This window comes from Acinetobacter nosocomialis NIPH 2119 (assembly GCF_000368085.1).
Lineage (GTDB): Bacteria > Pseudomonadota > Gammaproteobacteria > Pseudomonadales > Moraxellaceae > Acinetobacter > Acinetobacter nosocomialis.
Window position 1 is genome coordinate 2,431,959 of record NZ_KB849239.1, and the last position, 26,165, is coordinate 2,458,123.

Genomic DNA, 26,165 nt, shown 5'->3' on the forward strand with positions numbered 1-26,165 from the left:
ATATTATCCCTTTAATCGATAAATTTTTCCGACTGAATATTCAATTCAATGTCCCAATGCTTAAACTGCTCTTGCTCATCATGCAAGTCGGCAACTAACAATGGCCATTGTTTGGCATCACCAGAAACACTAAGCTGCCATTGTTGATCATTTATGATGGTCAATTCAATGGCAGGAAGCATCTGATCACTGCGACTATGGTTGAGTAAAACTGCAAGGCGAAGTAATAGACTTAGGTAGAGTAATTTATTACCGCCCGCCTTTAAAACTTCATTTTTTACATCATTACGTAATTTACGACGATGATGAGCAACTAAATGTGAAAGATGGTTTTGATCAATTTGTGAGAAACCAGGAATATCAGAATGCTGTAATAAATAAGCACCATGACGATGATAACCACCATGACTAATTGCTAAACCAATTTCATGCAAATATGCTGCACGGCGCAGTAAGTCACTGTCTTCACTGGTTAAATTCAGAGATTCTGCCACCCCATCAAATAAGTGTTGAGCTGTATTTACAACTCGTTCTGCTTGTTTCGGATCAGCGTTATAACGTCCCATTAGAGCTTGCACACTACGATCTCGGATATCTTCATGCTTAAAACGACCTAAAAGGTCATACATGACTCCTTCACGTAATGCACCATCAGAATATGCCAAATGTTCAATTTCTAATACTTCAAAAACTGCGTACAAAATTGCCAATCCGGCTGGCAAAACTGCTCGTCGATCCTCTCTAAGTCCTTCAAAATCAATTTCAGAAATATTTTTGAACTTGAGCAACTTATCTTTAAGTTTATAGAGGCCTTCACGAGTAACATTTTCTTGCTCGTCACTTAACCCCATATTTACCATAATTTGACGGCAGGCTTTAATTGTTCCGCTAGAACCAACAACAGTATCCCAACCCTCCATTTTATAAGTTGTTGCGATCGCTGAAAGTTCTTTGCGCGCAGCAACCACTGCCTTATCAAAAGCTTTTTGGGTAATTTCACCATCAGCAAAGTAGGCTTTAGTATATGCTACACAACCCATCTGTAATGATTCGGTATAAATCGGCTCGAATTCTTCGCCAATAATAAACTCAGTAGACCCTCCACCGATGTCAACAACTAAGCGGCGTCCACCATTTGCCATCGTGTGAGATACACCAAGATAAATCAGTCGTGCTTCTTCACGGCCTGCAATAATTTCAATAGGTTTAGGTAAAATTTCAGCAGCTTTTTGAATAAACTCATGGCCATTTTTAGCCTGACGTAAAGCATTCGTTGCCACAATTCTTAAACGATTAGGTTGAACCGACCCCAAACGCCCGACAAAACGAGCCAAACATGCCAAGCCACGTTGCTGTGCAGCTTCTGTTAAGTTTTTATTTTCATCCAGACCAGCTGCAAGCTGTACTTTTTCTGACATTGAAGCCACTTTTTTAACTTCACCGTGATCTACCCGTGCAATGGCAAGGTGAAAACTGTTCGACCCCATATCTATGGCAGCAAGTAATTCTTCATCAATCAGAAAGTCAGACATTATTGAACTAAACCCATAACAATTCACGCCTAGAGTAATTCACAAGAATGCAATTGAAAAGCCATTTTCATCAACAATTAATAGCCATCGATAATTTTCGATTTGTTAAACGATTGTACAAGCCGATGGTGAATATCGTGAGCATCCATTAGACAAATTTAATTAAGCCTTGAATAATAGCATCAAACCCTTACATTGAACTAAGTAGCTATGTAATACTGATAGAGATTATATCCTCCTATAGTGATAGCACTTTTTTCTAAAAATTGGAGCCGTACCATGTCTGCGACTATTGTAAATACAACTGATGATAACTTCCAAGCAGATGTTCTAGATGCAGAAACACCTGTACTTGTTGACTTCTGGGCAGGTTGGTGTGCACCTTGTAAAGCGATTGCACCTGTTCTTGAAGATTTATCAAGTGAATATGCTGGTAAAGTAAAAATCGTTAAAGTTGACGTGACTTCTTGTGAAGATACTGCAGTGAAATACAATATCCGTAATATTCCTGCTTTATTACTTTTCAAAAATGGTGAAGTAGTAGCGCAGCAAATCGGTGCTGTACCTCGTTCTAAACTCGTTAGCTTCATTGACGAAAACGTTTAAGTCCGAACGTTACAGATGAAATACGCTATATCTCTATAGCGTATTTTTTTCGGCTATAAATTGACAAATTAGCTGATCTCACTTATATTGCATGCTCAAGAGGCACTGAAGGGAATCGTCTTCTGTCCGGCTTCTTACAAGACACAAACATAAAGATCGCCACTCGGCAACAGAAATTGTTTTTTCACATTTCTCTTCGAAACAGTTAATTAGACTTCTGAATTGTTATTGTGTAAATACAATTGCGATACTCTTTTTTGTATGCGAGCGATTTTTCTTCTTTTAAACCACACTCTATTCTTTCCTAATTCTGACCCCTATGAACTTAACTGAACTCAAGAAAAAACCAATCGGCGAACTAATTAAAATTGCTGAATTTATGGGCCTTGAAGGTATGGCTCGTAACCGAAAGCAAGATATTATCTTTGCCATCTTGAAACGCCATGCAATGAATGGTGAAGAAATTTTTGGTGACGGCGTTCTTGAAATTCTCTCTGATGGTTTTGGTTTTTTGCGCTCTGCCGCAGGTTCGTATTTAGCTGGTCCGGATGATATTTATGTGAGCCCCTCACAAATCCGACGCTTTAACTTGCGTACAGGTGATACCATCACAGGTACTATTCGCCCTCCGAAAGAAGGTGAGCGTTATTTTGCGTTGCTCAAAGTTAACCAGATTAACTATGACACGCCAGAAAATTCTCGAAATAAAATTTTATTTGAAAACTTAACTCCCCTTTTCCCAACCGAACAATTGGTTATGGAACTTGGTAATGGTACAACAGAAGACTTAACTGCTCGTGTTGTCGACTTAGTTGCGCCAATTGGTAAAGGACAACGTTCTATTATTGTTGCACCGCCAAAAGCGGGTAAAACAATGTTACTTCAAAACATTGCACAATCTATTGTGAGAAACAATCCGGAAGTGTTCCTTATTGTTTTACTTATTGATGAGCGTCCAGAAGAAGTAACTGAAATGGAACGTACCGTACGCGGTGAAGTCGTTGCCTCAACATTTGATGAAGCACCAGCACGTCACGTACAAGTAGCTGAAATGGTCATTGAAAAAGCAAAACGTCTTGTTGAACATAAAAAAGATGTTGTGATTTTACTTGACTCTATCACACGTTTAGCTCGCGCATATAACACGGTAATTCCTTCATCAGGCAAGGTATTGACCGGTGGTGTAGATGCACATGCATTAGAACGTCCAAAACGTTTCTTCGGTGCTGCTCGTAACATCGAAGAAGGCGGTTCTTTAACAATCATCTCTACTGCTCTTATTGAAACTGGCAGTAAAATGGACGATGTAATTTACGAAGAATTCAAAGGTACTGGTAACCAAGAAATTACGCTTGATCGCCGTATTGCTGAGAAACGAGTCTTCCCTGCCATGAATATTAAGAAGTCAGGTACACGTCGTGAAGAACGTTTAATGGATGAAGATAAATTACGTAAAGTCTGGATCCTCCGTAAACTTCTTCATCCTATGGATGAGTTGGCTGCTATGGAATTCTTACTTGACCGTATGAAAGAAACCAAAACAAATGATGATTTCTTTGATCAGATGAAACGTAAAGCTTCCACTTAATCATTATGTTGTTTTCCAAAAAGCTACTCTCATGAGTAGCTTTTTTATTTGGTTGACATGCTTTACACAAAAATACATTTTGTTAAACCTTATGTAAGGATATATTTAAGCTTTTGAAAACAAATATTTTTAATATAAAAAAATTATGTTTTTTAGTAGCTTACTTATACCTTTTCCAATATATCTAATCTAATTGATTGTTTTTTTCTGTTAAAAAACAGGCTGTTTTTTCAATTTTTCTGCGCTTTTTTGACAGGTGACAGTAGTATTTCAACATTTGCAGTGATAGCATAGCGGCAGACCAGTTAGACTGCTCCATGCGTTGTTACCTAGCTACGTTTAGGAATAATAAAAGCAAAACAGCCTAACTTAGGTTTTTTTAATCTCAAATTTTTTTTGTGAGAGTGATGCCATGTTATTCAAAAAATTCGCTGTTGCTGCTGCTGTTGCCGCTACTTTAGCTTTCGTTGGTTGTTCTAAGAAAGAAGAAGCTCCAGCTGCTGCTGCTGCATCTGAAGCTGTAGCTGCTGCTTCTGAAGCTACTGCTGCTGCTTCTGAAGCTGCTGTTGCTGTTGACGCTGCTGCTTCTGAAACTGCTGCTGCTGCTTCTGACGTTGCTGCTTCTGCTTCTGACGCTGCTGCTTCTGCTGACGCTGCTGCTTCTGCTGCACACTAATCTAGAATCTAGATTAGATAAAAAGAGGACGTTATGTCCTCTTTTTTTATGCTTAAATTTTATGATTTAAACAAATATATATTCGATATATGATTTAAATGAATTTTATCGCTCCATAAAATATATTAATTCTAAAGCTATAAAAAATTATAAATAAAAAAAGCAGATCAATCGATCTGCTCATTTCCAACGCGTTGTCTAAATTTCTGACCTGCTCTAAAGGTCACTACACGACGGGCAGAAATCGGAATTTCTTCGCCAGTTTTAGGATTACGTCCCGGACGCTCGCGTTTATCTCTAAGCTCGAAATTACCAAAACCAGAAAGCTTAACCTGCTCACCCGCGATAAGCGCTTGGCTAATTTCGTCAAAGAACAACTCGACCATTTGTTTTGCTTCACGGCGATTTAAGCTGGTTAACTCACTTAAATGATCAGCCATGTCTGCTTTAGTTAGTGCTGTCATGAGGCCCTCAATGTCGCTTGATAAGTGTTTTCCAACACTTGGATTATATTGTCCATACCAGATTTAATTTCAGCATCTTCAAGCGTACGTGAAGGATGTTGCCATAATAGTGCAAACGCTAATGAACGTTTACCTTCTTCGACACCCTGCCCCGTATACACATCGAATAACCAAGTAGAGTCTAAAAGCTCTCCACCAGTTTTTTCGATTAACTGCTGAATATCTCTAACATTTATATTATCAGAGATTAAAAGCGCAATATCACGTCTAACCGAAGGAAAACGTGATAATTCTGTAAAATTAGATACATAAGATTGCAAAACTGCTGCCTGATCAAGCTCAGCAACCCAAGTTGTGCTCAAATCGAGCTCATTTTCTAAAGATGGGTGCAAACGACCTAGGTAACCAATTGATTTACCATCAACTAAAATTTCAGCAGACTGTCCTGGATGTAACCATGAACGCTCTGAACGTACATATTCAACTTTGACACGTCCAGCAGCTAAAACTTCCTCTACTTCACCTTTAAAATCGAAGAAGTCCATTGGTTGTGGCTTAGCATGCCATGATTCTGGTTCACGAGAACCTACAGCAATTAAAGCTAATGTCGGGATTTGCCTTAAGTCTTGAATAGAATTGGCATCTTGATAATCAAAACGTAAGCCAAGCTCAAAGAAACGTACACGGCTTTGCTGACGATTTAAATTATATTGCACACAAGGAATTAAACTAGAAAGCAAAGTGCTACGCATTGCTGCCAAATCACTTGAAATTGGATTTGCTAGCATAAGTGGATTGACTTGCGGGTTTAACTGCTTTTCAAGTTTTGCATCAGCAAAGCTAAAGCTGATTGCTTCTTGGTAACCTAAAGTAACTACTGTTTGGCGTAGCTGTGCAATTTCAAAACGATCTTGGTACTTAGCAAGCTGAACATCCATGCTTGGTAAGCTGATCTGAATATTGTCATATCCATCAATACGAGCAACTTCTTCAATCAAATCTTGATAAATTGCCATATCATAACGATGTGATGGTGGAACTACGCTCCATTCGCCATCAGCTTTAACAGTTACTTCACAACCTAGTCGAGTTAAAGCATCTGTAATAAATTCAGCAGCAACTTGATATCCCAATAATTGGTCTACCTGAGCTTGCTTAAGTTCGATCGCTTCACGTTTAGGAAGTAAATCAGATTTTTCAGCTATAGTAATTGGACCAAACTCACCACCTGCCAACTCTTGAATAAGCTGGGAAGCACGGTTCATCGCAATCAAAGGTAATTCGAAATCTACACCGCGTTCATAACGTTGCGAAGAGTCTGTGTGTAAACCAAAACGACGAGCACGCCCGGCAATCGCAAGCGGAGCAAAGAATGCACTTTCTAAGAAAATGTCTGTCGTATCATCAGTTACACTTGACGCTAGACCACCCATAATACCGGCAATTGCTAAAGCTTTCTGGTCATCAGCAATAACCATCACATCTTCTTGCAATTCAACTTCTTGATCATTCAAAAGTTGCAACTTTTCTTGCGGCTTAGCTTGGCGAACTTGTACAGTACCTTCGATTTTAGCTAAATCAAAAGCATGCATTGGCTGGCCTAATTCCATTAGAACGTAGTTCGTTACATCAACTAAAATACTGTGTGTACGAATACCTGAACGTGCTAAAGCTTGTTCCATCCATTCAGGAGTAGCAGCTTTCACATTTACATTTTTAATGACACGTCCTAAATAGCGTGGAGCACCCTCTGTGCTGATAACAACCTTTTTCTCATCAGTGATTGTCGCATCAACCGATTTAATTTCAGGTTCATTCATTTGCAGTTGGTTAATCACTGCAATTTCACGTGCGATACCACGGATACTGAAACAGTCACCACGGTTTGGCGTAATACTAATATCGATGACGTTATCATCAAGTTTTAAGTATTCACGGATGTTTACCCCTACTGGAGCATCGGCAGGTAGCTCAAGCAAACCATCGATTTTATCTTCAAGATCAATTTCAGAAGCGCCGCACAGCATACCTTGTGACTCGACACCACGAAGCTTACCTTTTTTGATTTTAAAATCGCCTGGTAATACTGCGCCAATAGTTGCTACAGGTGCTTTCATTCCAGCACGAACATTAGGAGCACCACATACAATTTGCAGAGGCTCACCTGAACCAATATTCACTGTTGTTACACGTAGACGGTCTGCATCTGGATGCTGTTCAACTGTTAGAACTTCACCAACTACAACTCCGGTAAATGGCTTAGCAACAGGCGCTAGTTCATCTACCTCAAGACCAAGCATAGTCAACTGATCAGATAATGTATCACTATCAATTGCAGGGTTAACCCATGTGCGTAACCAATTTTCGCTAATCTTCATCTTTATAAACCTTATTTAATCCTGAAAAAATGTTAGGCAAATTGGCGTAAGAAACGCACGTCATTTTGATAGAACATACGCAAGTCATTAATGCCATAACGCAACATTGCAAAACGTTCTACCCCTAAACCAAAAGCAAAGCCTTTGTATTTATCAGGATCAATACCCGCAGCACGCAATACATTTGGATGCACCATGCCACAGCCTAATACTTCTAACCAACGTCCACGCTCATCCATGATATCTACTTCTGCACTAGGCTCTGTAAATGGGAAATATGATGGGCGGAAACGTACTTTTAAATCTTTCTCAAAAAACTCATTAAGTAGGTTAATTAATAAACCTTTTAATTCAGCAAAGCTGGTGTTCTCAGCAACGTACAAACCTTCGATTTGATGGAACATTGGCGAATGCGTTTGATCGGAGTCACAGCGGTATACACGGCCCGGACATACAATACGAATTGGCGGCTGACTTGTTTCCATGGTACGAATTTGCACACCAGAGGTATGCGTACGCAACAAATGGTTTGCATCAAAATAGAAAGTATCGTGCATGGCACGTGCAGGGTGATGCCCAGGAATATTTAATGCTTCAAAGTTATGATAGTCATCTTCAACTTCTGGCCCTGTTGCAACCGTAAAACCAGCTTTAGTAAAGAATTGGCAAATACGTTCTTGCACTTGAGTAACAGGATGAACTGTACCAATGCGCTGTCCACGACCTGGCAAAGTAATATCAATGGTCTCATTTGCTAGTTTTTGTGCTAGCGCAGCTTGTTGTAATGCCGTTTGACGCTCAGTTAAAGCACTATTAATCGTTTCTCGAACAGCATGAATCGCAGCACCTTGTACTTTACGTTCTTCAGGGTCCATTTTCCCTAATGCTTTCGATTGTTCTGCAAGCTGGCTTTTTTTCCCTGTAAATTGCACACGCACCTGATCAAGTGCAACAAGGTCTTGAGCTGCTGCAATGGCAGCAAGCGCTTCTGTAGTCAGGGCTTCCAGTGACATATTAACTCTCAAAGCAACAAATTTAAAAATATAATAAAACACTGCATTCTAACAGTTTTTCACCGTATTGATGAAGTTTATCCATCATGAAAAATGTATTAGGCAACAAAAAGATAAAACGTATAAAATAATAGCATCGTCAATGAGATCAATTATTATGGCGCTCAATCAGATTTGGAAACAACAACTTACACTTGTGACCTACGGTAATGAATACCTTCGCCAGAATTTAAGCTTCAACCAATGGCGACAACATCATATTTTTGACCAACATAGTTTTCAATTTCGTGACTTAATTTCACAGCATTTACTTGCTCAACATTTCCAAGTTTGGTTAGAAGCACTCAAAAAACAAGGGACGACTCAAATCTCTCTTCACCTATCTACTATTTTAAATGAAGAACAAAACCCGAATAGTAATGTCGAGCTTTTACCTTATGCTCATTTTATTGTAAGCCACCAAAACAATAAAAAAATCGCATGGATTTTTGGTCATGAGCTTGCAGAGTGGTACAGTAGCGATAACGAATTTGAACCACCTTTAAATCAGCGTAGCGATTTACGCTTAGAAACTTTCTGGCGTTTTGAGTTGAATGAAAAATTATCTAAGAAAGTTGAAGCTGACTTAAAGGCACCCCAATGGGATGAAATTGCTGACTTTATGGAAACCGAGTTATTTCGGAGTAAGTATGCAGCAGGTTTTGAAGAACCCGAATTTCAGAAAAAATATTTTGATGGATCAACTCATCAAATTTCGATAGATCATCAACCAACACTTGCACTTATACCTGAAAACTACCCAGCAGATTGTGCGCATCAACTCCTCTATCGCACCCAAGCTCTATCTGACTATTTAGAGCAGAAAAAACGCAGCGCAAATGATCCTTTAGGGGAAGACCTAGACCAAGAACAAATTATTAACTTAAGAAACTTTACCCACAAAACTGATGATCTATTTGCAAAGCTCATTGTGAAAGCAGCCAATCATTATCAAACTGCACAATTAAAACCAGTTGAAAAACCTTCTCCTTTTGATGCAACGAATGAATCCGCAACTCATTTAAAAACACCTCATCATAAGGCTGGAGGAACAGGTGTAATTAAGCTTATTGTACTAACGGTAATTATTTGTGCCTTAGCTTATTATTTTGGTCTTTAATCAAGATTAAAGTTTCCATTGATAAAGTAATTCTGTTATTCCGAGGCCGAACTCTGGTAGTTCGGCTTCATTAATTAACTGTGCTCCCATTTTTTCATAGAAGAAACGGCTCGGATTTTTATTAAAGACTTCTAAACGAATAAAAGCATAACCTTGATTTAAAGCGCATTGATAGAACTTTTGGAATAATTCACGACCTATACCTTGTTTTTGAACTTCTTTTAAAAGATAAAAAGCAAGAATTTCAGCAATATTACTTTCTGGGTTTAAATAGCCATCAAGAAAGCCTTTCACTACCCCATTTTCAGTATAGATAAATAACTTATGATCAGGACTTCTGCTTATCTCTTTCCATAACTGTTCTTTATCTAGTACGTTAAGCTCATCTAATATTTCTTGCTTAACCATACCGGCATAGGTTTCTTTCCAACCTTGCACATGTACTTCTGCAATAGATAATGCATCGTTAAATGATGCTATACGAATATCTGAATTATTTAATGACTTCAATTTGCTCCCCTCACCTTACTACTTTTTTAAAGTGAAGCATTGGTTGATCTCACACCAACCTATTCAGTTAAAAGCCGCTCTCGAACATGCATTAAAGCAAACCCCAACAAATTTAGACCTTGCCATAGAGATGGATCTTGGACATGTGGATGGTCTTGCGCCATACCAATACCCCAAATTTTATCGACAGGAGATGCTTCAACCAAAATACGGTCTTTCGTTGCTAATAAGAATTTTTTCAATTCAGAATACTGTGAGAATTTCGCAAAATTCGCCTGCACCACTATGTCAAAACGATTTTCTTGCCATATCTGTTCATCATAGTTACGCACTTTACGACCGAGTTGCTTTGCTTCATTCGGATGTTTAACCTGCAAAATCTGTGCAAAAATTTCTTCATCATTAAATAATTTTGCTTTTTGCGCCATCATATAGTGTTCAGCAGTAAAATACTCGACACCTTCTACTTTGAATTGCGCTGGGAACCACTGGCTAAAACAGCTTTTATCAACAAGATCAGCTTGTTTAGGAGTATGTCCCCAAAAATATAAGTATTTATACTGGTGACCTTGCTGTACTTTTTGAATTAAGTCATTTAGAAATTTTTCGTCTTTCAGCATTTATCTCTGATTATTTTCTCTTTTTAAAATAGAACCAATAAAAATAAAAAAGACCGCTAAAAAGCGGCCTCTTTTTGAATCTCTAAGCTTATGCAGCTAATGCACCTTTAGCTTTTTCAGCTAAAGCAGCAAATGCTACTGCATCATGCATAGCGATGTCAGCTAATACGCGACGGTCGATGATCACTTGAGCTTTTTTCAAGCCATCGATCATACGGCTGTAAGACAAACCGTTTTGACGAGCACCAGCATTGATACGCGCAATCCATAGAGCACGGAATTGACGTTTCTTTTGACGGCGGTCACGGTAAGCGTATTGACCAGCTTTGATTACCGCTTGGAACGCTACGCGGTAAACGCGTGAACGAGCACCATAGTAACCTTTAGCGCGAGCAAGAATTTTTTTGTGACGACGATGAGCCACTACACCACGTTTTACACGAGCCATTTATAATCTCCTTAGATGTATGGGCACATACGACGAACTGAATTCATGTCAGAAACATGAACCATTACACAGCCGCGTAATTGACGGATACGTTTAGCAGATTTTTTGGTCAAGATGTGGCGCTTGAACGCTTGTTTACGCTTAAAACCGTTTGCAGTCGCTTTGAAGCGTTTAGCTGCACCACGGCGAGTTTTTAACTTAGCCATAGTAACCTCTTTTAGGCACCTGTTCGGCGCGATTGCACCATTGCAAAATCGACCTGCAGGTAAGGAAGCGCGTATTTTATAGTATGCTGACTAAAATTAAAACTACTCGTAGTGCTTTTTTAGATGAATGTCTTAACAAATTAAAAATTCATATCGTTTTTTTTAGAGATTGGTCACTGCTAATAAATTCAACATTATGCCTTATTTAGCTCTATAATATGTTCAAATTATCAACATACGATATTTCAAATGCAGAAACATGATGCATTCGCTGCACTGCGCTACAGAGATTTCTCTATTGTTACCATTAATCAATTTTGCTTAACGTTAGCAATTTTGATTCAAGAAATTATTGTTGCTTATTCACTTTATCAAATTACCAAAGATCCTCTAACTTTAGGTTTAATTGGACTAGCAGAAGCCATTCCATTTATTGCTCTATCGCTTTGGGGTGGCTATTTTGCTGATAAATTTAATAAACAGGTCATTATGAAAATCTGTTTATTTTTCTCGGTACCTCTACCTTTAGTTTTGTGGTTGCTGTTCCACTTGCATGGTTTAGGTCATATCAGTGTAAATTTCCTTTCTTGGGGTATTTACGCAGTCATCTTTGGCTTAGGTACGATACGTGGGTTTTATAATCCCTCTGCCACCTCATTGAAACCATTCTTAATTCCACGCGAGCTTTATGCCAATGGCGCAACATGGACAACTATTGGTTGGCAAAGTGGTGTGATTATTGGGCCTATGCTAGGCGGTTTTATGCTTGCTTACTTAGGCAGAGAAACCAGTCTTTTTAGTGTTGCTGCCCTACTCAGCATCTGTTTTATTCTTATTAATTTATTACAAAACCGAAGCTTTCCTAAAATTGAAACTGCGAATGTATTAGAAAGCTTAGGTGATGGTTTCCGCTTTATTTGGAAAACCAAAATCGTTCTCTGGGCTATTTCTTTAGACTTAGCCTCCGTTTTATTTGGAGGTGTGATTGCCTTACTGCCTATCTTTGCTGAAGATATTTTAAAAGTAGGGCCAGAAGGCTTAGGTTATTTGCGTGCAGCGCCTTCTATTGGTGCACTCATTACCATGATTGCTTTGACCCGTTTTCCGCCAACTCAGCACGCATGGCGTAACATGCTACTTGCAGTTGCCGGATTTGGTGTATTTACGATCCTTTTCGCTTTCTCAAACAATATGTGGTTATCCCTATTTGCACTGGCCATGACAGGTGCTTGTGACAGTATTTCAGTTGTGGTTCGACAAACCATTTTGCAAATATTCCCACCAGAAAATATGCGTGGTCGGGTAGCGGCTGTAAATGGCATGTTTGTGTCATCTAGTAATGAGCTGGGTGCATTTGAATCAGGCTTGGCTGCTAAATATTTGGGAACTATTGCAGCGACTATTTTTGGTGGTTGTATGACGCTTGCAGTGGTCACGTTCTGTTGGTTAAAAACCAATGACCTATTTAAAGTCGACATTACCAAAAGCTCGGAAGACTAAATAAATAGTTTTAATATAAGCATCTTCGGATGCTTGTATTTTAAATAAAGTCTGTAATTACCCAATAAATGAAAATATAACGCCCAGCCTTAGCAATAAGAACCATAAATAAGAAGCGCCAAAAATTTTCTTTGAATAAGCCCGCAACTAAAGTAATAGGGTCACCAATCACAGGTGTCCAACTTAAAAGCAGCGAATAAAAACCATATTTATGATAAAAACGTTGAGCTTGCTCTAAACGTTTTTCGGAAACCGGGAACCACTTTTTATGTTTAAACTGTTCTATTTTTAAACCTAACCACCAGTTCACACATGAACCGAGTACGTTTCCAAAAGTAGCAATCAAAATAAGAAGAAAAGCGGAATGTTGATTTTTTAATAATAAAGCAACGAGTACAGCTTCTGATTGTAGTGGTAATAATGTAGCCGCCCCAAAAGCACTCAAAAAAAGTAAAAAGTAACTTAGCATATTAAATTAAAACCAAATCACCTTTCACTTTCTTCATTGTGCTACCAAGCAAAATTAGATAACTTTAATTGATAAAGCTTTTTGTACCGCAGGACGTGCTGTTAGGCGGACAATGTATTCTTGTACATAAGGATAATCCTCTAATTGAATCCCCTGCCATTCATAGCGCAGAATCCAAGGTAAAATTGCCATATCAGCAATTGAGTATTCCCCTGCAACAAACTTCTGACCAATAAGCTGTTTGTTTAACACACCATATAAACGCTTAGTTTCATTCACATAACGTTCAATTGCATAAGGAATTTTCTCTGGTGCAAAGCGGTTAAAGTGATGATTTTGCCCCAACATAGGGCCTAAACCACCCATTTGCCACATAAGCCATTGTTCCACTTCAACCCGCTCTTGTTCATCTGTTGGATAAAACAATCCGGTTTTTCGACCTAAATATTGTAAGATCGCGCCTGATTCAAATACTGAAATTGGCTCACCACGTGGACCGTCCTGATCAACAATTGCGGGGATTTTATTATTCGGGGAAATTTTCAGGAAATCTGGTTGAAATTGATCATTTTCTAAAATATTAATTGGATAAAGGGTGTAATCCAGTCCCATTTCTTCTAAGGCAATTGTGATTTTATGTCCATTGGGTGTTCCCCAATAATATAGATCAATCATTCTATTTTCCTATTCATCGTTATCATGACTGCGTCTTGCGTTATATCATGTTTTGGCTAATACAATGATATGTCCAACACCAAAAAACACATAAAATTTGAGAATAACTTTGGTTTAAAAAGTTATTAAATCGCACTTTAAAGGAATTAAATCAAGAAATGACGGGCATAAAAAAGCACTGCGTTTGCAGTGCTTTTTTTGAGTATTACTTTTTCTTTTTCGGTCCAAGTAACATACCCATTTGTCGACCTTCCATTTTCGGAGCTTGCTCTACAATACCAAACTCAGCTACGTCTGCTTCAATCTTTTGCAATTGAGCTAAACCAAGTTGTTGGTGAGCCATTTCACGACCACGGAAACGTAAAGTGATTTTGACTTTGTTACCTTCTTCAAGGAACTTCAAAATAGCACGAAGCTTAACTTGATAATCACCTACATCAGTTGCTGGGCGTAGTTTGATTTCCTTCACTTGCACTTGATGCTGTTTTTTCTTGGCATCTTTTTGCTTCTGTTTCAGGTCAAACAAGTGCTTGTTGTAATCCATGATTTTACAAACAGGCGGCTCAGCGTTTGCGACAATCTCAACAAGGTCAAGATCTGCATCCTCAGCAGCACGCAGTGCTTCATTTAATGAAACAATTCCTTTTTGCTCACCATCAGCAGCGACGAGGCGTACTTCTTTTGCACGGATCTCATCGTTAATTGCTGGACGGTTACTCTTTGCACCTTGTTGTTGGTTACGGTCAGGCTGTTTAATCTTTCTTACTCCACAATATACCGGCCACGTTCGGCGACGGCAGATTTCACTAAGTCAATGAAAGCATCCACTGACATAGTACCTAAATTTTTTCCTGAGCGAGTACGTACATTCACTGTACCTTCTTCAACTTCTCGATCACCAAGAACTAACAGGTAAGGAATGCGCTCTAGAGTACGCTCACGAATCTTAAATCCGATTTTTTCATTTCTCAAGTCAGAAATAGCGCGAAGGCCATTTTCCTTGAGTTTTGCCACAACTTGCTCACTTGCTTCAGCTTGAGCATCGGTAATGTTCATGACACATGCTTGTACAGGTGACAACCAAGGTGGCATGAAACCAGCGTAGTGTTCAATTAGTATACCAATAAAACGCTCAAAACTACCAAGAATTGCACGATGCAACATTACAGGCTGATCACGTTCGTTTTCTTCAGTTACATAAGAAGCGTCTAAACGAACTGGCAAGTTGAAGTCACATTGAATGGTACCACATTGCCATACACGACCAAGACAGTCTTTTAAAGAGAACTCAATCTTTGGACCATAGAATGCGCCTTCACCCGGCTGCAATTCCCATTTAAGACCAGCTGCATCTAAAGCATCTGCTAAAGATTTTTCAGCTAAATCCCAAAGAGCGTCATCACCTACACGTTTTTCTGGGCGAGTAGACAACTTCATTTGAACTTCTTCAAAGCCAAAGTCTTTATAAACGTCTAAAGTAAGTTGAATAAAATCTGCAACTTCTTTACCAATCTGTTCTTTAGTACAGAAGATATGTGCATCATCTTGTGTAAAGCCACGAACACGCATAATACCGTGTAAAGAACCAGATGGTTCATTACGGTGACAAGAACCAAACTCAGCTAAACGAATTGGTAAATCACGGTAAGATTTTAATCCCTGGTTGAACACTTGAACGTGACAAGGACAGTTCATTGGTTTTACAGCATAGTTACGACTTTCTGAATGAGTCGTAAACATGTTTTCTGCATAGTTTGCTGCGTGACCAGATTTCTCCCAAAGCGTAAAGTCTACGATTTGCGGAGTTTTAATTTCTTGGTAACCATTGTCTTGCTGAACTTTACGCATGTACTGCTCTAGTACTTGATAAATAGTCCAACCATTTGCATGCCAGAACACCATACCCGGTGCTTCTTCTTGCATATGGAACAAGTCTAATGCTTTACCAATTTTACGGTGATCACGCTTTTCAGCTTCTTCAATACGCTTGATGTAAGCTGCTAATTGTTTTTTATCAGCCCAAGCCGTACCGTAAATACGTTGAAGCTGTTCATTCTTCGCATCACCGCGCCAGTAAGCACCAGAGATTTTAGTAAGCTTGAATGATTTTAAGAATTTTGTATTCGGTACGTGAGGACCACGACACATATCTAAATAGTCTTGATGGTAGTACAAGCCCATTTGAGTTTCTTCAGGCATGTCTGCAATCAAGCGTAATTTGTATTCTTCACCACGAGCAGTAAATTCAGCAATAACTTCATCACGTGGAGTCATTTTTTTAACCACATCGTAATCTTGATCGATGAGCTTTTTCATGCGCTCTTCGATTGCTGCCATATCATCTAATGTAAAAGGACGTGGCATCCAGATGTCGTAATAGAAACCTTCTTCAATGACTGGACCAATCACCATCTTTGCTTCAGGGAAAAGTTGCTTTACTGCATGCCCTACAAGGTGTGCACAAGAGTGGCGAATGATCTCAAGACCTTCTTCATCTTTTGGAGTGATAATTTGTAAGGTCGAGTCTTCGGTAATTAAGTCACATGCATCAACTAAGCGATCATTTACTCGTCCAGCAACGGTATTTTTTGCTAAACCAGGCCCAATACTTTGAGCGACTTCCATAACAGATACAGGGTGATCAAAATTCTTTTGATCGCCATTTGGCAATGTGATAATTGGCATAGAAAAATCCTTAAGGAGTGATGCCCTATACGAAGGAGCATTTCACCGCGAGATTATGATCGAGGCAAGCCTCAAAATATAAAAACGGTGTAAATCAAAATTAAAAAACCTGAAAGATTTTACACTTGTTCAAGCCAAGTGAAAACCTTTGTACTCATAAAATCATAAATACATTTTGCTTATACGGTAAACAGCAATAAGTGACTTTAATAAGTGCTCTACCTAAATTTTAAGAAATACATAAATAGGATAATTATTCATCAGAACTGTTTTAAGATGTTGAAAATAGCATTTGTGCTCATTTCCTGACTGAGGGGTATTTCTGTTTAAGACTAAAGCATTAATGCTTTGATTAATATTAAGTCATATTTTCAAAGAATGAATTAAAAAATAGAACATGGAGTTATTTCACATGGTTAGTGCATACGATGAATTACCACGCACACCCGCAAACTTTGTTGCGTTATCCCCTCTGCGCTATTTAGAACGTGCAGCTTATATCTATCCAGACCAAGCGTCTATCATTCATGGTAATCGTCAGATTTCATGGAAAGAAACTTATCAGCGCTGTCGTCAATTTGCATCTCAGCTTCAACAATTAGGCATAGCTAAAAACGATACCGTTTCAGTTTTATTGCCAAATGTACCAGCAATGATTGAAGCCCATTTTGCTGTACCTATGGCAGGTGCCGTTCTTAATACACTAAACACCCGTTTAGATGCTAAAACCATCGCTTTTATGCTAGAGCATGCTGAGACGAAAGTGCTTTTGGTTGACCCCGAGTTTGTTAATCTAGCCCGAGAAGCCCTATCACTCATTCCAAACCAACATATTATTGTGATTGATGTAGCTGATGAAGAATATGAAGGTGAAAATCAATTTCTTGGTTCGTTTGAATATGAAGAATGGATAGCTCAAGGTGATGCTAATTTCGAATGGCATTTACCGCAAGATGAGTGGGATGCAATTAGTTTAAATTACACCTCAGGAACAACGGGTAATCCTAAGGGCGTGGTTTATCACCACCGAGGTGCTTATTTAAATGCAGCTAGTAATATTTTAGCTTGCGGTATGAAACCCCGAGCTGTTTATTTATGGACACTTCCTCTTTTTCACTGTAATGGTTGGTGCTTTGCGTGGAGTATTGCAGCAAGTGGCGGAACCAATATTTGTTTACGCAAAGTTGACCCCGAACTGGTGATGCAGCTTATTGCTAAACATAAAGTTGATTACTTCTGTGGCGCTCCAATCGTCTTATCCATGATTATTAATCTACCGAAAGAAAAGCAGCCAAGCATAGAACATCATGTTGAAGTTATGGTGGCAGGTGCTGCTCCACCTGTCGCTGTAATTGAAGGTATGCGAAATATTGGAATCAATGTTAACCACGTTTATGGTTTAACTGAAACCTATGGACCATCTGCCCTTTGTGCCTCTCAAGCAGGATGGAGTGACCTGTCAATTACTGAACAAGCGCAACTACACTCTCGTCAGGGTGTGCCTTATCCACTTCAAGATAGTATGCGAGTATTAGACCCTGAAACGATGCAACCAGTTCCAAATGACGGTGAAACCATGGGAGAAATTATGTTCCGTGGCAATATTGTTATGAAAGGATATTTAAAAAATCCAAAGGCAACTGAAGAAGCTTTCGCTGGTGGCTGGTTTCATACTGGAGATTTAGCTGTTTGCCATCCAGATGGTTACGCAAAAATTACTGACCGCTCTAAAGATATTATTATCTCGGGCGGAGAGAATATTTCATCTTTAGAAGTTGAAGATGTTTTATATAAACACCCTGCGGTTTTAACAGCGGCTGTTGTGGCAAAACCTGATGAACGTTGGCAAGAAGTACCATGTGCATTTATTGAATTAAAAACGGGTGCTACAGTGACTCCTGAAGAAATTATTGCACATTGTCAAAAAGAACTGGCGCGTTTTAAAGTCCCCAAAGATGTAGTGATTACAGAAATTCCAAAAACCTCAACAGGCAAATTGCAAAAATTCATTTTGCGTGAATGGGCAAAAGAACGCGTTTAAACAATATAAGAAATAAAAAAAGCGACGTATTAAACGTCGCTTTTTTTAGTTAAAACGAAATTAACCTTGATCTGACAATAAAGCGACTTGTTGCACGTAGTTAATAAACTTACCTTTAGATGCTTCAAGATCTGCTTCTGGAACTTGCTGAGTCTTATCACGGTTAATCCTTAACACATGCTGACGCAAAGTATGACGTTCTGATGCATTATAGATTTTACTAAACTCGTTAATTGCAGGATCACCTTGCTCGATCATACGATCTACCCAACGCATAAGTTGAGCTTGTTTTTTCGCGCCTTGTTGAGGAGTCAAATAAGATAAAATGACTGTCTCATCTTCATTACGCAAGAGTTTACCAACACGTTGAAATTGGCGACGGCGTGCTTCAAACGAACTAATATTCTGGACTTCTAAAAGAGCATCAATTAAACGCTCATCAACCGGAAGTTTTTGAATTTGTTTGATAGAAAGTTGTGCTAACTGCTCACCTAAAGCAGCCATACGTTGAACTGCTTTTTTCTGTTCGGTTTTACTTGCACGTCCTTCTAAAGAATCAAAATCTTCTTCAGTATAACGCTGGGGACGACGTGCCACGATTAATCTGCCTCATAAAATTTTGCGGCGAATAACGCCTGTACTTCATTTAATGCCTGTTCTTCGTCAGTGCCATCAATGACCAAACGTAAAGTGGTCCCTTTTCCTGCACCTAACATCAGTAACGACATAATATTCTTAGCATCTACTAAATGATCGCCCTTACCAATCTGAATTGACGAACGAAACTTTGTAGTGACCTCTATCAGTTTTCCTGATGCACGTGCATGTAAACCGAGTTTATTAATTACATCAACAGTTGTGTCTATCATGACCAGTGCTTCATTTCTCTGTGTAAGACCTGAACAGACCATTCTGCCTCAAGTGCTTGTTTTAGTCTATCTACCATATAAACTGAACGATGCTGGCCGCCAGTGCAACCTATTGAAACCGTCATATAATGACGATGCCCTTCAGCAAATGCCGGCAGCCATTTTCTTAAGAAGTGGTGTATATCCTCAAACATTTCGTTTGCTTGCGGACTTGCTTCTAAAAACTGCTTAACTGGCTCGTCTAAACCAGAAAATCGGCGTAATTCTAAATCCCAATGCGGATTTGGTAAATGCCGTACGTCAAAAACATAGTCGGCATCTAAAGGAATGCCATGTTTATAACCAAATGACTGCAATATAACAATCAGATTATCTGACTGCCCTAATTTTGACAGCAAGATATGTTTTAAATCATGAACACTTTTATCAGTGGTATCAATATGAACCGTTGCTCGAAACTGAATTGGAATCAGTAACTGCTTTTCTTCATGAATACATTGCAAAAGGCTTTTGAAGCGATTTGCCAACGGATGTGGACGACGCGACGCACTAAATCGTGCAATCAAATCCTGATCTTGTGTCGTCAGATAAATCACATCAACCGTACCATGTTTTTGTAATTGCTCAAAAACATGGTCGAACTCTTGCATATCAGCCCGAGTACTTCGAACATCTACACCTAAAGCCAGCTGTTCAAGATTATTTTCATGATCTAGCTTTGCCACAATTTCAGGCAGCAATGCCAAAGGTAAATTATCAATACAGTAATAGCCCAAATCTTCTAATACTTGAAGAGCTGAAGATTTTCCTGAACCAGACTGTCCTGTCACGATAAGTATACGCTTCATGGCATGGCTGTCCTTTTATGTATTATTGAGGTGTAAAGGCAACTTGTAAATTATCAATTAAACGTGTTCCGCCCAACTTAGCCGCGACAAACAACACAATATCACGATCAAATTGAGACACAGCCAACAAGTTTGGCTGACGAGCTTCCACATAATCCACAACAAAACCATTGTCTGTCAACAACGTTTTTAAACCTGCCAAGACTTGTTGTAAATCTTTACCTTGGTGTAATTGCTCTTCAGCTTGCTTTAGTCCTTGATAGATGACTGGCGCAATCTGACGTTGTTCCGGAGTCAAATAACCATTTCTTGAACTCAGTGCTAAACCATCTGCTGCACGAACAATGGGTACACCAATCACTTCTAATGGAATATTTAAGTCTTGTACAAACTGGCGAATCACCGCCAACTGTTGATAATCTTTTTGACCAAAAAAAGCATAATTCGGTTGCACAATATTAAAGAGTTTTGTGACAACCAGCGCTACACCATCAAAGTGCCCAGGACGTGAACTACCGCATAAGTCATCTGTAATCTGGCTGACACTAATATTAGTTAAACGAGGTTGTGTACCGTACATTTGCTCAACTGAAGGTGCAAAAATAATATCACAACCAACATCAGCAAGTAGACGACTGTCCTGCTCTAAAGTACGTGGATAGTTATCAAAATCTTCCCCCGGACCAAATTGGGTCGGGTTTACGAAGATACTAACAACTACAACGTCACATAACTTTTTCGCTTCACGAACAAGGGTGAGATGGCCTTCATGTAGATTTCCCATAGTTGGGACAAAACCAATGATTTTACGTGCAGCTCTAGCAGGATTTAAAGAAGCAGCTAAGCCTTGTATAGTGGTTTCTGTTTTCATGAATTACAGCTCAACTTGGAAAGTATGTTCTTTGGCTGGGAACGACTGATCCTGTACAGCAGCATGAAATGCTTTAAAAGCGTCTAAAATCGCTGTTTCACCAGATTGTTCTTTCATAAAGTTACGCACAAAACGTGCAACTCGCCCAAACGTTAGACCTAACATGTCTTGTACTACAAGTACCTGACCGTCAGTTGCATTACCTGCCCCAATACCAATCACAGGAGTATTCGGGAATAATTCAGCAATTTCTTGACCCAATTGTGCCGGAACGCACTCGAGCAATAAAACTGCCGCACCCGCTTCAACCACCGCCGTACAGTCAGCAATAAGTTGATCCGCTGCTTCACGGGTTCTAGCTTGTAGTTTGTAGCCACCAAAAACATGTACAGACTGAGGGGTTAAACCTAAATGTACGCATACAGGCACACCATTACGTGTTAACACCTGTACAGTTTCACTTAGCCATGCGCCACCTTCGATTTTGATCATCTGCGCACCAGCTTGCATAACTGTTTTCGCATTCTGCAAAGCATCGTTTAAAGTGGCATAACTCATAAATGGTAAATCAGTCATAATTAAAGCATGCTGGTTACCACGGCGCACTGCCGCTGTATGATAAGCCATGTCTTCAACAGTTACAGGTAAAGTTGAATCACGACCTTGAATTGCCATTCCAAGAGAATCACCAATTAAGATAGTATCAATTTCAGCAAGTTCCATTGCTTTTGCCATACTTGCATCGTAACAAGTTAGACAAGAGAACTTACGTCCTTCGGCTTTAAATTTTCTTAAGTCACTTAGACTAATCATGATGGTATCCTCTACAGGAGTTTGCAGAACGTAATAAGTCAGACTTTAGGCCCAAGACTCATCAGCAAGTACAGTCAGCGTTGGCTGCTGTAAGAGTTCTAAATTCTTAAGTGGCTGATCATTGATATGTAAATCAGCGTCTAAATCTAATAAAGGAATCACAACAAAATCTCGTTGCATTAATCCTACATGCGGCACCGTTAAGCGCTCATTTTGTATTTTTTCATCACCATAAATCAGCAGGTCTAGGTCCAAAGTTCGCTCCCCCCAATGACGGAGTCTTACTCGCCCAGCTTCTTGCTCAAAACGCTGTAAATGATCGAGTAAGTCAAGCGGAAGTAACTCAGTTTTTAGCTGAGCTACTGCATTTAGATAATTGGGTTGATCTTGGGGACCCATTGGTGGGCTTTGGTACAGTTTGGATACCTTCACTTCACCAATAGTTTTAAGCTTGGCTATTGCTTCAGACAAAATCTGGCGTGAGTCACCTAGGTTACTTCCTAAGCCAATATATGTGGTTACTGTCATTGTGTCGGCCCAAAAATAACTTGGCTCAAATCACGTTGTACCCGCTTGCGCTTTAAAATTGGGTGATCGCTCGTCATATTGGTTTGTGATGTGGAAGATTTTTCCATAAAACGGTCAACAGACTGCTCTTGTCGTGCACGTTCTTTCTTACCACGACGGCTTCGAGGCTCTGGAACATCCACCAAAGGCTCAATTTCTGCATCAGCTCTATTGTTTTCAATAGGTTCAACAGCAACCTTACGACGACTTTTAGCTTTTTGACGATTATATTGGCTAATCGCAGCTTCTTTTTCATCGTTTGACATTTCTTGGTAAGCATCCCACCAGCTTCCCATTCCTTGTGTTGTGTCATCTCCTGACTTTTCACGAAGTAATAAGAAGTCAAAGCCTGCACGGAAACGCGCATGGCTTGCCAATGCTTCAATTTGCTGTGGCTTTGGATTAAGCAATCGGGTTTGCATTTCCCAAACTTCACGAATAAAAGTTTCGGCAAAACGAGGAATGACTGTACGTGTCGCTTGACGTTTTAAAACATCTAAACCTGCTTGAGCACGTGCTTCGGCTGGAACAACGCCTTTTGATAAATAAAAGTCACAACGCTCTAAAAATGGTTGCCACAATAAAACTGCATAGAAAAATGCAGGGTTAATGGTTTTGCCAATTTGAATGCGTTGATCTGTATTTTTTGCAGCGCGTTGAATAAATGGGGTGAGATCTGGACGAATATCAGCAAAAAGCTGCTTCCACACGCCAAATTCAATTAGCATTGGTAATACACGTGCCAAATGACCCATTGTGAAAAGCTTCTGAGACTCATCGTATAAACGATGCGGAGAAACATCACGAAGCAATTGTGTCATCTCAACATCAAAAATATCGAGAATTGCTGGATCAATTTTAAAATTTAGCTTAGCTGCAAAACGTAACGTCCGTAGCATACGCACCGGATCTTCTTCAAAACGTTGCACAGGATCGCCCAATAAACGCAAAGTCTTATTCTTGACATCATCAATTGCTTTACAAAAATCGAGCACAATACCCTTACGTGGTTGGTAATAAAGCGTATTGATAGAAAAATCGCGTCGAGCAAAGTCCTGTTCGATGGTTCCCCAGTTATTGTCACGCAAAATCATGCCAGAAGCATTGGTAACTGCTTTTTTAGGAGGAGCCCGGAAAGTCGCAACTTCGATCAGCTCACGTCCTGAATAGACATGTGCCAATTCAAATCGACGGCCAATAATTCGGCATCGACGACCAAAAACTTCTTTAATTTGAGAAGGTGTTGCATTGGTGACTGCATCGAAATCTTTAGGATTGAGTCCTAGCATTAAATCACGGACACCACCCCCAACAATATAAGCTTCATAGCCTGCTTTGGTCAGACTATCGATCACATCTAAAATCGAAGAAGGAAGTTGGGCTGTGGACAAACCACATTTTGACGCTCGCAAGGTTTGCAAAAGACGCTGTCTCCTACGTCAGGACGTAAATAACAAGTTGTCGCTAATCATAGCTCTAACACACACAAAGGGCAATTTGATTCTCTTTAGATTGCGCAGGAAATGATAATTGACGAATAGAACTTTTATAAGGCTAAACGTGATTTATTTTTTTCAAAAATAGCGGGGCCGATTCCTTTGACGTTTTTAATTTCATCAATATTTTTAAAACCACCATTCTTTTGCCTGTATTCCACAATCGCTTGAGCCTTTTTCTCACCTATACCTTTTAACTGCCGAAACTCATTTACAGTAGCCTGATTTAAATGAATCTGCCCAATAGAATCATTTAAACTCTTCGTTTGATAAATTTTAGAACCATAAGAATGAGAAGATTTAGAGACGTTTAACTTTTGGTCGTACATCTGCTGTTTAGCCTTCCATTCCTGAAAATTCTGATCAAACGATTGAGCAAAAATCGAAGTTGAAATCACACCTAAGCACAACATCATTAAAATAAAACAATTATTTTTCCAAATTATCATGCTGTATCGCATGTCGTTTTTCCCCTGAATGTAATTGTCGTTTTGCTTGGTTCCACAATTCATCCATCTCGGACAAAGTCATGTCTTCTAATGTTCTTTGCTGTTTTATGGCTTGCTCTTCAATAAAAGCAAAACGACTTCTAAATTTATGTATGGTTGATAAAAGTGAAGTTTCACTTGAAATGTTAAGTTTACGTCCTATATTGACCAATGAAAACAGACAATCTCCAAATTCGTCTTGAATTTCATCAATATTTTGATTTTTAAGGGCCTCTTTGAATTCACCTAATTCTTCTTCTAGTTTTACATAAGCATCTTCTACTGTTTCAAAATCAAATCCGACTTTTGCAACATTCTTTTGAATTTCCTGTGCTTGAGTCAGTGCAGGACCATTTTTAATTTCATCTAATCTTGATTTCGGCTTGCCTTGCTTCTCTTGTTGTTTAATTTGTTTCCATAACTCGCTTACTTGTTCTGGTGTTAAGTTATTAAATTGATCAGCCTGGAAAACATGTGGATGACGTCTTATCAATTTTTCACTAATTGCCTCAACTACATCTTGAAAATTGAACGCCCCTTGTTCGCTAAACATTTGCGATTGAAATACAACTTGTAATAACAAATCACCCAACTCATTTCGAATTTCATCAATATCGCCCTGACGGATAGCAGCTTCGACTTCATATGCTTCTTCAATTGCATATTTAGTGAGTGACATTGGGGTTTGCTCTTGATCCCACGGACATTTTTCACGTAGCTCTTGCATAATTTTAAGCAATTTATCCATGGTAACCCTCAAGTTCAAAAAGTTGGTCAGTAAATTTAAAATCTTAATTTGCTATGATCAAAATTAAAGCGGCAAATCATTCGTCATATTGTAACGATAAAGAGAAAAAAAGATGAAACATAGCATTCTGATTAGTGGCGCAGCTCAAGGCATTGGAGCAGAAATTGCACGAGTATTTTACAAACAAGGATATAAAGTAGGCATTTATGATATTAACGAATCACTTGCTCAAAGCTTAGCAACTGAGTTAGGACCCAATGCATGCGCTGGTTATTTAGATGTCAGTGATTACGAGCAATGGCAACATATATTAAAAGAATTTACTGACTGGGCTGGCGAGCTTAATATTTTAGTGAATAACGCAGGAATTTTATATTCTGGGGCTTTTGAACACATCGATATCAATTCACACCAAAGAACAATCAATATTAATGTAAACGGCGTCATCAATGGCTGCCATGCTGCACTCCCTTATTTAAAACAAGCTTCTTTTGCACGAGTCATTAATCTTTCTTCGGCTTCTGCAATTTACGGGCAAGCTGACCTTATTTCTTATTCAGCCAGTAAGTTTGCAGTTCGCGGAATTACCGAAGGTTTAGATGTGGAATGGAAAAAATATGGTATTCGTGTTTTAGATGTGATGCCTTTATTTGTACAAACCGCAATGGTCAATAATATGGATGCAGGTAGTATTCAAAATATGGGCGTTGACTTAACACCAAATGATATTGCTCAGCAGGTCCTTTCACTTGTCGAGAAAAAAGCTCATTTCTGGACTCCTACTCATACTCCTGTTGGCATAAAAACCAAACTGCTTTATCAACTCTCAACCATAAGTCCACAGTTTTTAAATCGTTTAACTAATATTTATTTATCAAGAAAGTAGTTAAAAAAA

Annotated in this window: 29 protein-coding genes and 1 pseudogene; 7 read left to right on the top strand and 23 right to left on the bottom strand. The window is 39.1% G+C overall.

The annotated features are described in order from the left end of the window. Positions 1-11: 11 nt before the first annotated feature. A complete protein-coding gene (ppx, locus tag F984_RS15175; protein ID WP_002054555.1) occupies positions 12-1,532 on the bottom strand; it encodes an exopolyphosphatase in 1,521 nt (506 codons plus the stop codon). A 279-nt stretch (positions 1,533-1,811) separates the two neighbouring features. Between ppx and trxA the strand changes: the two genes are divergently transcribed. Both trxA and rho read left to right on the top strand, forming a co-directional pair. Next, positions 1,812-2,138 (top strand): thioredoxin, encoded by a 327-nt coding sequence (gene trxA, locus F984_RS15180; protein WP_002054512.1) that lies wholly within the window; start codon positions 1,812-1,814, stop codon positions 2,136-2,138. Positions 2,139-2,457: 319 nt separating this feature from the next. Continuing rightward, positions 2,458-3,726, top strand: a complete 1,269-nt coding sequence (gene rho / locus F984_RS15185) for a transcription termination factor Rho (RefSeq protein ID WP_001054522.1) — start codon at positions 2,458-2,460, stop codon at positions 3,724-3,726. Between the two features lie 184 nt (positions 3,727-3,910). Here the strand turns inward: rho and F984_RS22580 are convergent, their stop codons facing one another. After that, positions 3,911-4,045, bottom strand: coding sequence for a hypothetical protein (locus F984_RS22580; protein ID WP_017393480.1), 135 nt, complete (start codon positions 4,043-4,045; stop codon positions 3,911-3,913). A gap of 93 nt (positions 4,046-4,138) precedes the next feature. On the opposite strand from F984_RS22580, the gene F984_RS15190 reads away from it, so the two are divergent. Further along, on the top strand, positions 4,139-4,402 hold the full coding sequence (locus F984_RS15190; RefSeq protein WP_004710540.1) for a hypothetical protein: 264 nt from the start codon (positions 4,139-4,141) through the stop codon (positions 4,400-4,402). Between the two features lie 167 nt (positions 4,403-4,569). Here the strand turns inward: F984_RS15190 and F984_RS15195 are convergent, their stop codons facing one another. Genes F984_RS15195 through pheS form a run of 3 tightly spaced genes read right to left on the bottom strand, consistent with a single transcriptional unit; the run spans position 4,570 to position 8,257 of the window. Beyond that, positions 4,570-4,866, bottom strand: a complete 297-nt coding sequence (locus F984_RS15195; RefSeq protein WP_000126166.1) for an integration host factor subunit alpha — start codon at positions 4,864-4,866, stop codon at positions 4,570-4,572. After that, entirely contained in the window at positions 4,863-7,244 is a 2,382-nt protein-coding gene (gene pheT / locus F984_RS15200; protein WP_004710542.1) for a phenylalanine--tRNA ligase subunit beta, read from the bottom strand. Before pheT ends, F984_RS15195 begins: the two co-directional genes overlap by 4 nt. Before the next feature lie 32 nt (positions 7,245-7,276). Then, the gene (pheS, locus tag F984_RS15205; protein ID WP_002054514.1) at positions 7,277-8,257 is read right to left on the bottom strand and encodes a phenylalanine--tRNA ligase subunit alpha; all 981 of its coding nucleotides are present in this window, start codon (positions 8,255-8,257) and stop codon (positions 7,277-7,279) included. A gap of 157 nt (positions 8,258-8,414) precedes the next feature. Between pheS and F984_RS15210 the strand changes: the two genes are divergently transcribed. Next, positions 8,415-9,416, top strand: a complete 1,002-nt coding sequence (locus tag F984_RS15210) for a hypothetical protein (protein ID WP_004710544.1) — start codon at positions 8,415-8,417, stop codon at positions 9,414-9,416. Positions 9,417-9,422: 6 nt separating this feature from the next. Here F984_RS15210 and F984_RS15215 read toward each other — a convergent pair whose 3' ends face one another. The 5 genes and pseudogenes from F984_RS15215 to F984_RS23060 all read right to left on the bottom strand — a co-directional run. Then, the gene (locus tag F984_RS15215; protein ID WP_004710546.1) at positions 9,423-9,926 is read right to left on the bottom strand and encodes a GNAT family N-acetyltransferase; all 504 of its coding nucleotides are present in this window, start codon (positions 9,924-9,926) and stop codon (positions 9,423-9,425) included. A gap of 59 nt (positions 9,927-9,985) precedes the next feature. Next, positions 9,986-10,543, bottom strand: coding sequence for an NADAR family protein (locus F984_RS15220; protein WP_025469348.1), 558 nt, complete (start codon positions 10,541-10,543; stop codon positions 9,986-9,988). Between the two features lie 91 nt (positions 10,544-10,634). After that, a complete protein-coding gene (gene rplT, locus F984_RS15225; RefSeq protein WP_000124858.1) occupies positions 10,635-10,994 on the bottom strand; it encodes a 50S ribosomal protein L20 in 360 nt (119 codons plus the stop codon). Between the two features lie 11 nt (positions 10,995-11,005). Continuing rightward, positions 11,006-11,200, bottom strand: a complete 195-nt coding sequence (rpmI, locus tag F984_RS15230; protein ID WP_002054552.1) for a 50S ribosomal protein L35 — start codon at positions 11,198-11,200, stop codon at positions 11,006-11,008. 11 nt (positions 11,201-11,211) lie between these two features. Continuing rightward, a pseudogene (locus F984_RS23060) lies at positions 11,212-11,319 on the bottom strand (hypothetical protein); the annotation flags it as partial. A gap of 130 nt (positions 11,320-11,449) precedes the next feature. Between F984_RS23060 and nreB the strand changes: the two are divergent. After that, on the top strand, positions 11,450-12,700 hold the full coding sequence (gene nreB, locus F984_RS15235; protein ID WP_004710551.1) for a nickel resistance MFS transporter NreB: 1,251 nt from the start codon (positions 11,450-11,452) through the stop codon (positions 12,698-12,700). Between the two features lie 40 nt (positions 12,701-12,740). Here the strand turns inward: nreB and F984_RS15240 are convergent, their stop codons facing one another. From F984_RS15240 to thrS, 4 genes are all read right to left on the bottom strand, one after another. Then, positions 12,741-13,169, bottom strand: coding sequence for a YqaA family protein (locus F984_RS15240; RefSeq protein ID WP_004710553.1), 429 nt, complete (start codon positions 13,167-13,169; stop codon positions 12,741-12,743). Positions 13,170-13,223: 54 nt separating this feature from the next. Further along, a complete protein-coding gene (locus F984_RS15245) occupies positions 13,224-13,844 on the bottom strand; it encodes a glutathione S-transferase N-terminal domain-containing protein (protein WP_002054551.1) in 621 nt (206 codons plus the stop codon). 205 nt (positions 13,845-14,049) lie between these two features. After that, positions 14,050-14,601 (bottom strand): translation initiation factor IF-3, encoded by a 552-nt coding sequence (gene infC / locus F984_RS15250; RefSeq protein WP_079377112.1) that lies wholly within the window; start codon positions 14,599-14,601, stop codon positions 14,050-14,052. A 5-nt stretch (positions 14,602-14,606) separates the two neighbouring features. Next, positions 14,607-16,529: a threonine--tRNA ligase gene (gene thrS, locus F984_RS15255; protein WP_004710556.1), complete on the bottom strand. Its 1,923-nt coding sequence runs from the start codon at positions 16,527-16,529 to the stop codon at positions 14,607-14,609. Positions 16,530-16,941: 412 nt separating this feature from the next. On the opposite strand from thrS, the gene F984_RS15260 reads away from it, so the two are divergent. After that, positions 16,942-18,570, top strand: coding sequence for an acyl-CoA synthetase (locus tag F984_RS15260; protein WP_004710558.1), 1,629 nt, complete (start codon positions 16,942-16,944; stop codon positions 18,568-18,570). 60 nt (positions 18,571-18,630) lie between these two features. Here F984_RS15260 and yjgA read toward each other — a convergent pair whose 3' ends face one another. The 9 genes from yjgA to mazG form a co-directional block, all read right to left on the bottom strand. Continuing rightward, positions 18,631-19,167: a ribosome biogenesis factor YjgA gene (gene yjgA / locus F984_RS15265; RefSeq protein WP_004710561.1), complete on the bottom strand. Its 537-nt coding sequence runs from the start codon at positions 19,165-19,167 to the stop codon at positions 18,631-18,633. A gap of 2 nt (positions 19,168-19,169) precedes the next feature. After that, on the bottom strand, positions 19,170-19,439 hold the full coding sequence (locus F984_RS15270; RefSeq protein ID WP_000567533.1) for an HPr family phosphocarrier protein: 270 nt from the start codon (positions 19,437-19,439) through the stop codon (positions 19,170-19,172). Continuing rightward, a complete protein-coding gene (rapZ, locus tag F984_RS15275) occupies positions 19,436-20,287 on the bottom strand; it encodes an RNase adapter RapZ (RefSeq protein WP_002054547.1) in 852 nt (283 codons plus the stop codon). The genes F984_RS15270 and rapZ overlap by 4 nt, the downstream gene beginning before the upstream one ends. A 22-nt stretch (positions 20,288-20,309) precedes the next feature. Continuing rightward, on the bottom strand, positions 20,310-21,158 hold the full coding sequence (panC, locus tag F984_RS15280; protein ID WP_004710563.1) for a pantoate--beta-alanine ligase: 849 nt from the start codon (positions 21,156-21,158) through the stop codon (positions 20,310-20,312). A gap of 3 nt (positions 21,159-21,161) precedes the next feature. Next, a complete protein-coding gene (panB, locus tag F984_RS15285; protein WP_000624763.1) occupies positions 21,162-21,971 on the bottom strand; it encodes a 3-methyl-2-oxobutanoate hydroxymethyltransferase in 810 nt (269 codons plus the stop codon). A gap of 45 nt (positions 21,972-22,016) precedes the next feature. Then, the gene (gene folK, locus F984_RS15290; protein WP_002054538.1) at positions 22,017-22,499 is read right to left on the bottom strand and encodes a 2-amino-4-hydroxy-6-hydroxymethyldihydropteridine diphosphokinase; all 483 of its coding nucleotides are present in this window, start codon (positions 22,497-22,499) and stop codon (positions 22,017-22,019) included. Continuing rightward, positions 22,496-23,959 carry a polynucleotide adenylyltransferase PcnB gene (pcnB, locus tag F984_RS15295; RefSeq protein ID WP_004710567.1) on the bottom strand — a complete coding sequence of 488 codons (1,464 nt, stop codon included), beginning with the start codon at positions 23,957-23,959 and terminating at the stop codon, positions 22,496-22,498. The genes folK and pcnB overlap by 4 nt, the downstream gene beginning before the upstream one ends. A gap of 125 nt (positions 23,960-24,084) precedes the next feature. Continuing rightward, positions 24,085-24,495 (bottom strand): ComEA family DNA-binding protein, encoded by a 411-nt coding sequence (locus F984_RS15300; RefSeq protein ID WP_004710569.1) that lies wholly within the window; start codon positions 24,493-24,495, stop codon positions 24,085-24,087. Continuing rightward, positions 24,464-25,270 (bottom strand): nucleoside triphosphate pyrophosphohydrolase, encoded by an 807-nt coding sequence (gene mazG, locus F984_RS15305; RefSeq protein ID WP_004710571.1) that lies wholly within the window; start codon positions 25,268-25,270, stop codon positions 24,464-24,466. Before mazG ends, F984_RS15300 begins: the two co-directional genes overlap by 32 nt. Before the next feature lie 112 nt (positions 25,271-25,382). On the opposite strand from mazG, the gene F984_RS15310 reads away from it, so the two are divergent. Then, positions 25,383-26,156: an SDR family oxidoreductase gene (locus tag F984_RS15310; RefSeq protein ID WP_002054535.1), complete on the top strand. Its 774-nt coding sequence runs from the start codon at positions 25,383-25,385 to the stop codon at positions 26,154-26,156. Positions 26,157-26,165: the final 9 nt, after the last annotated feature.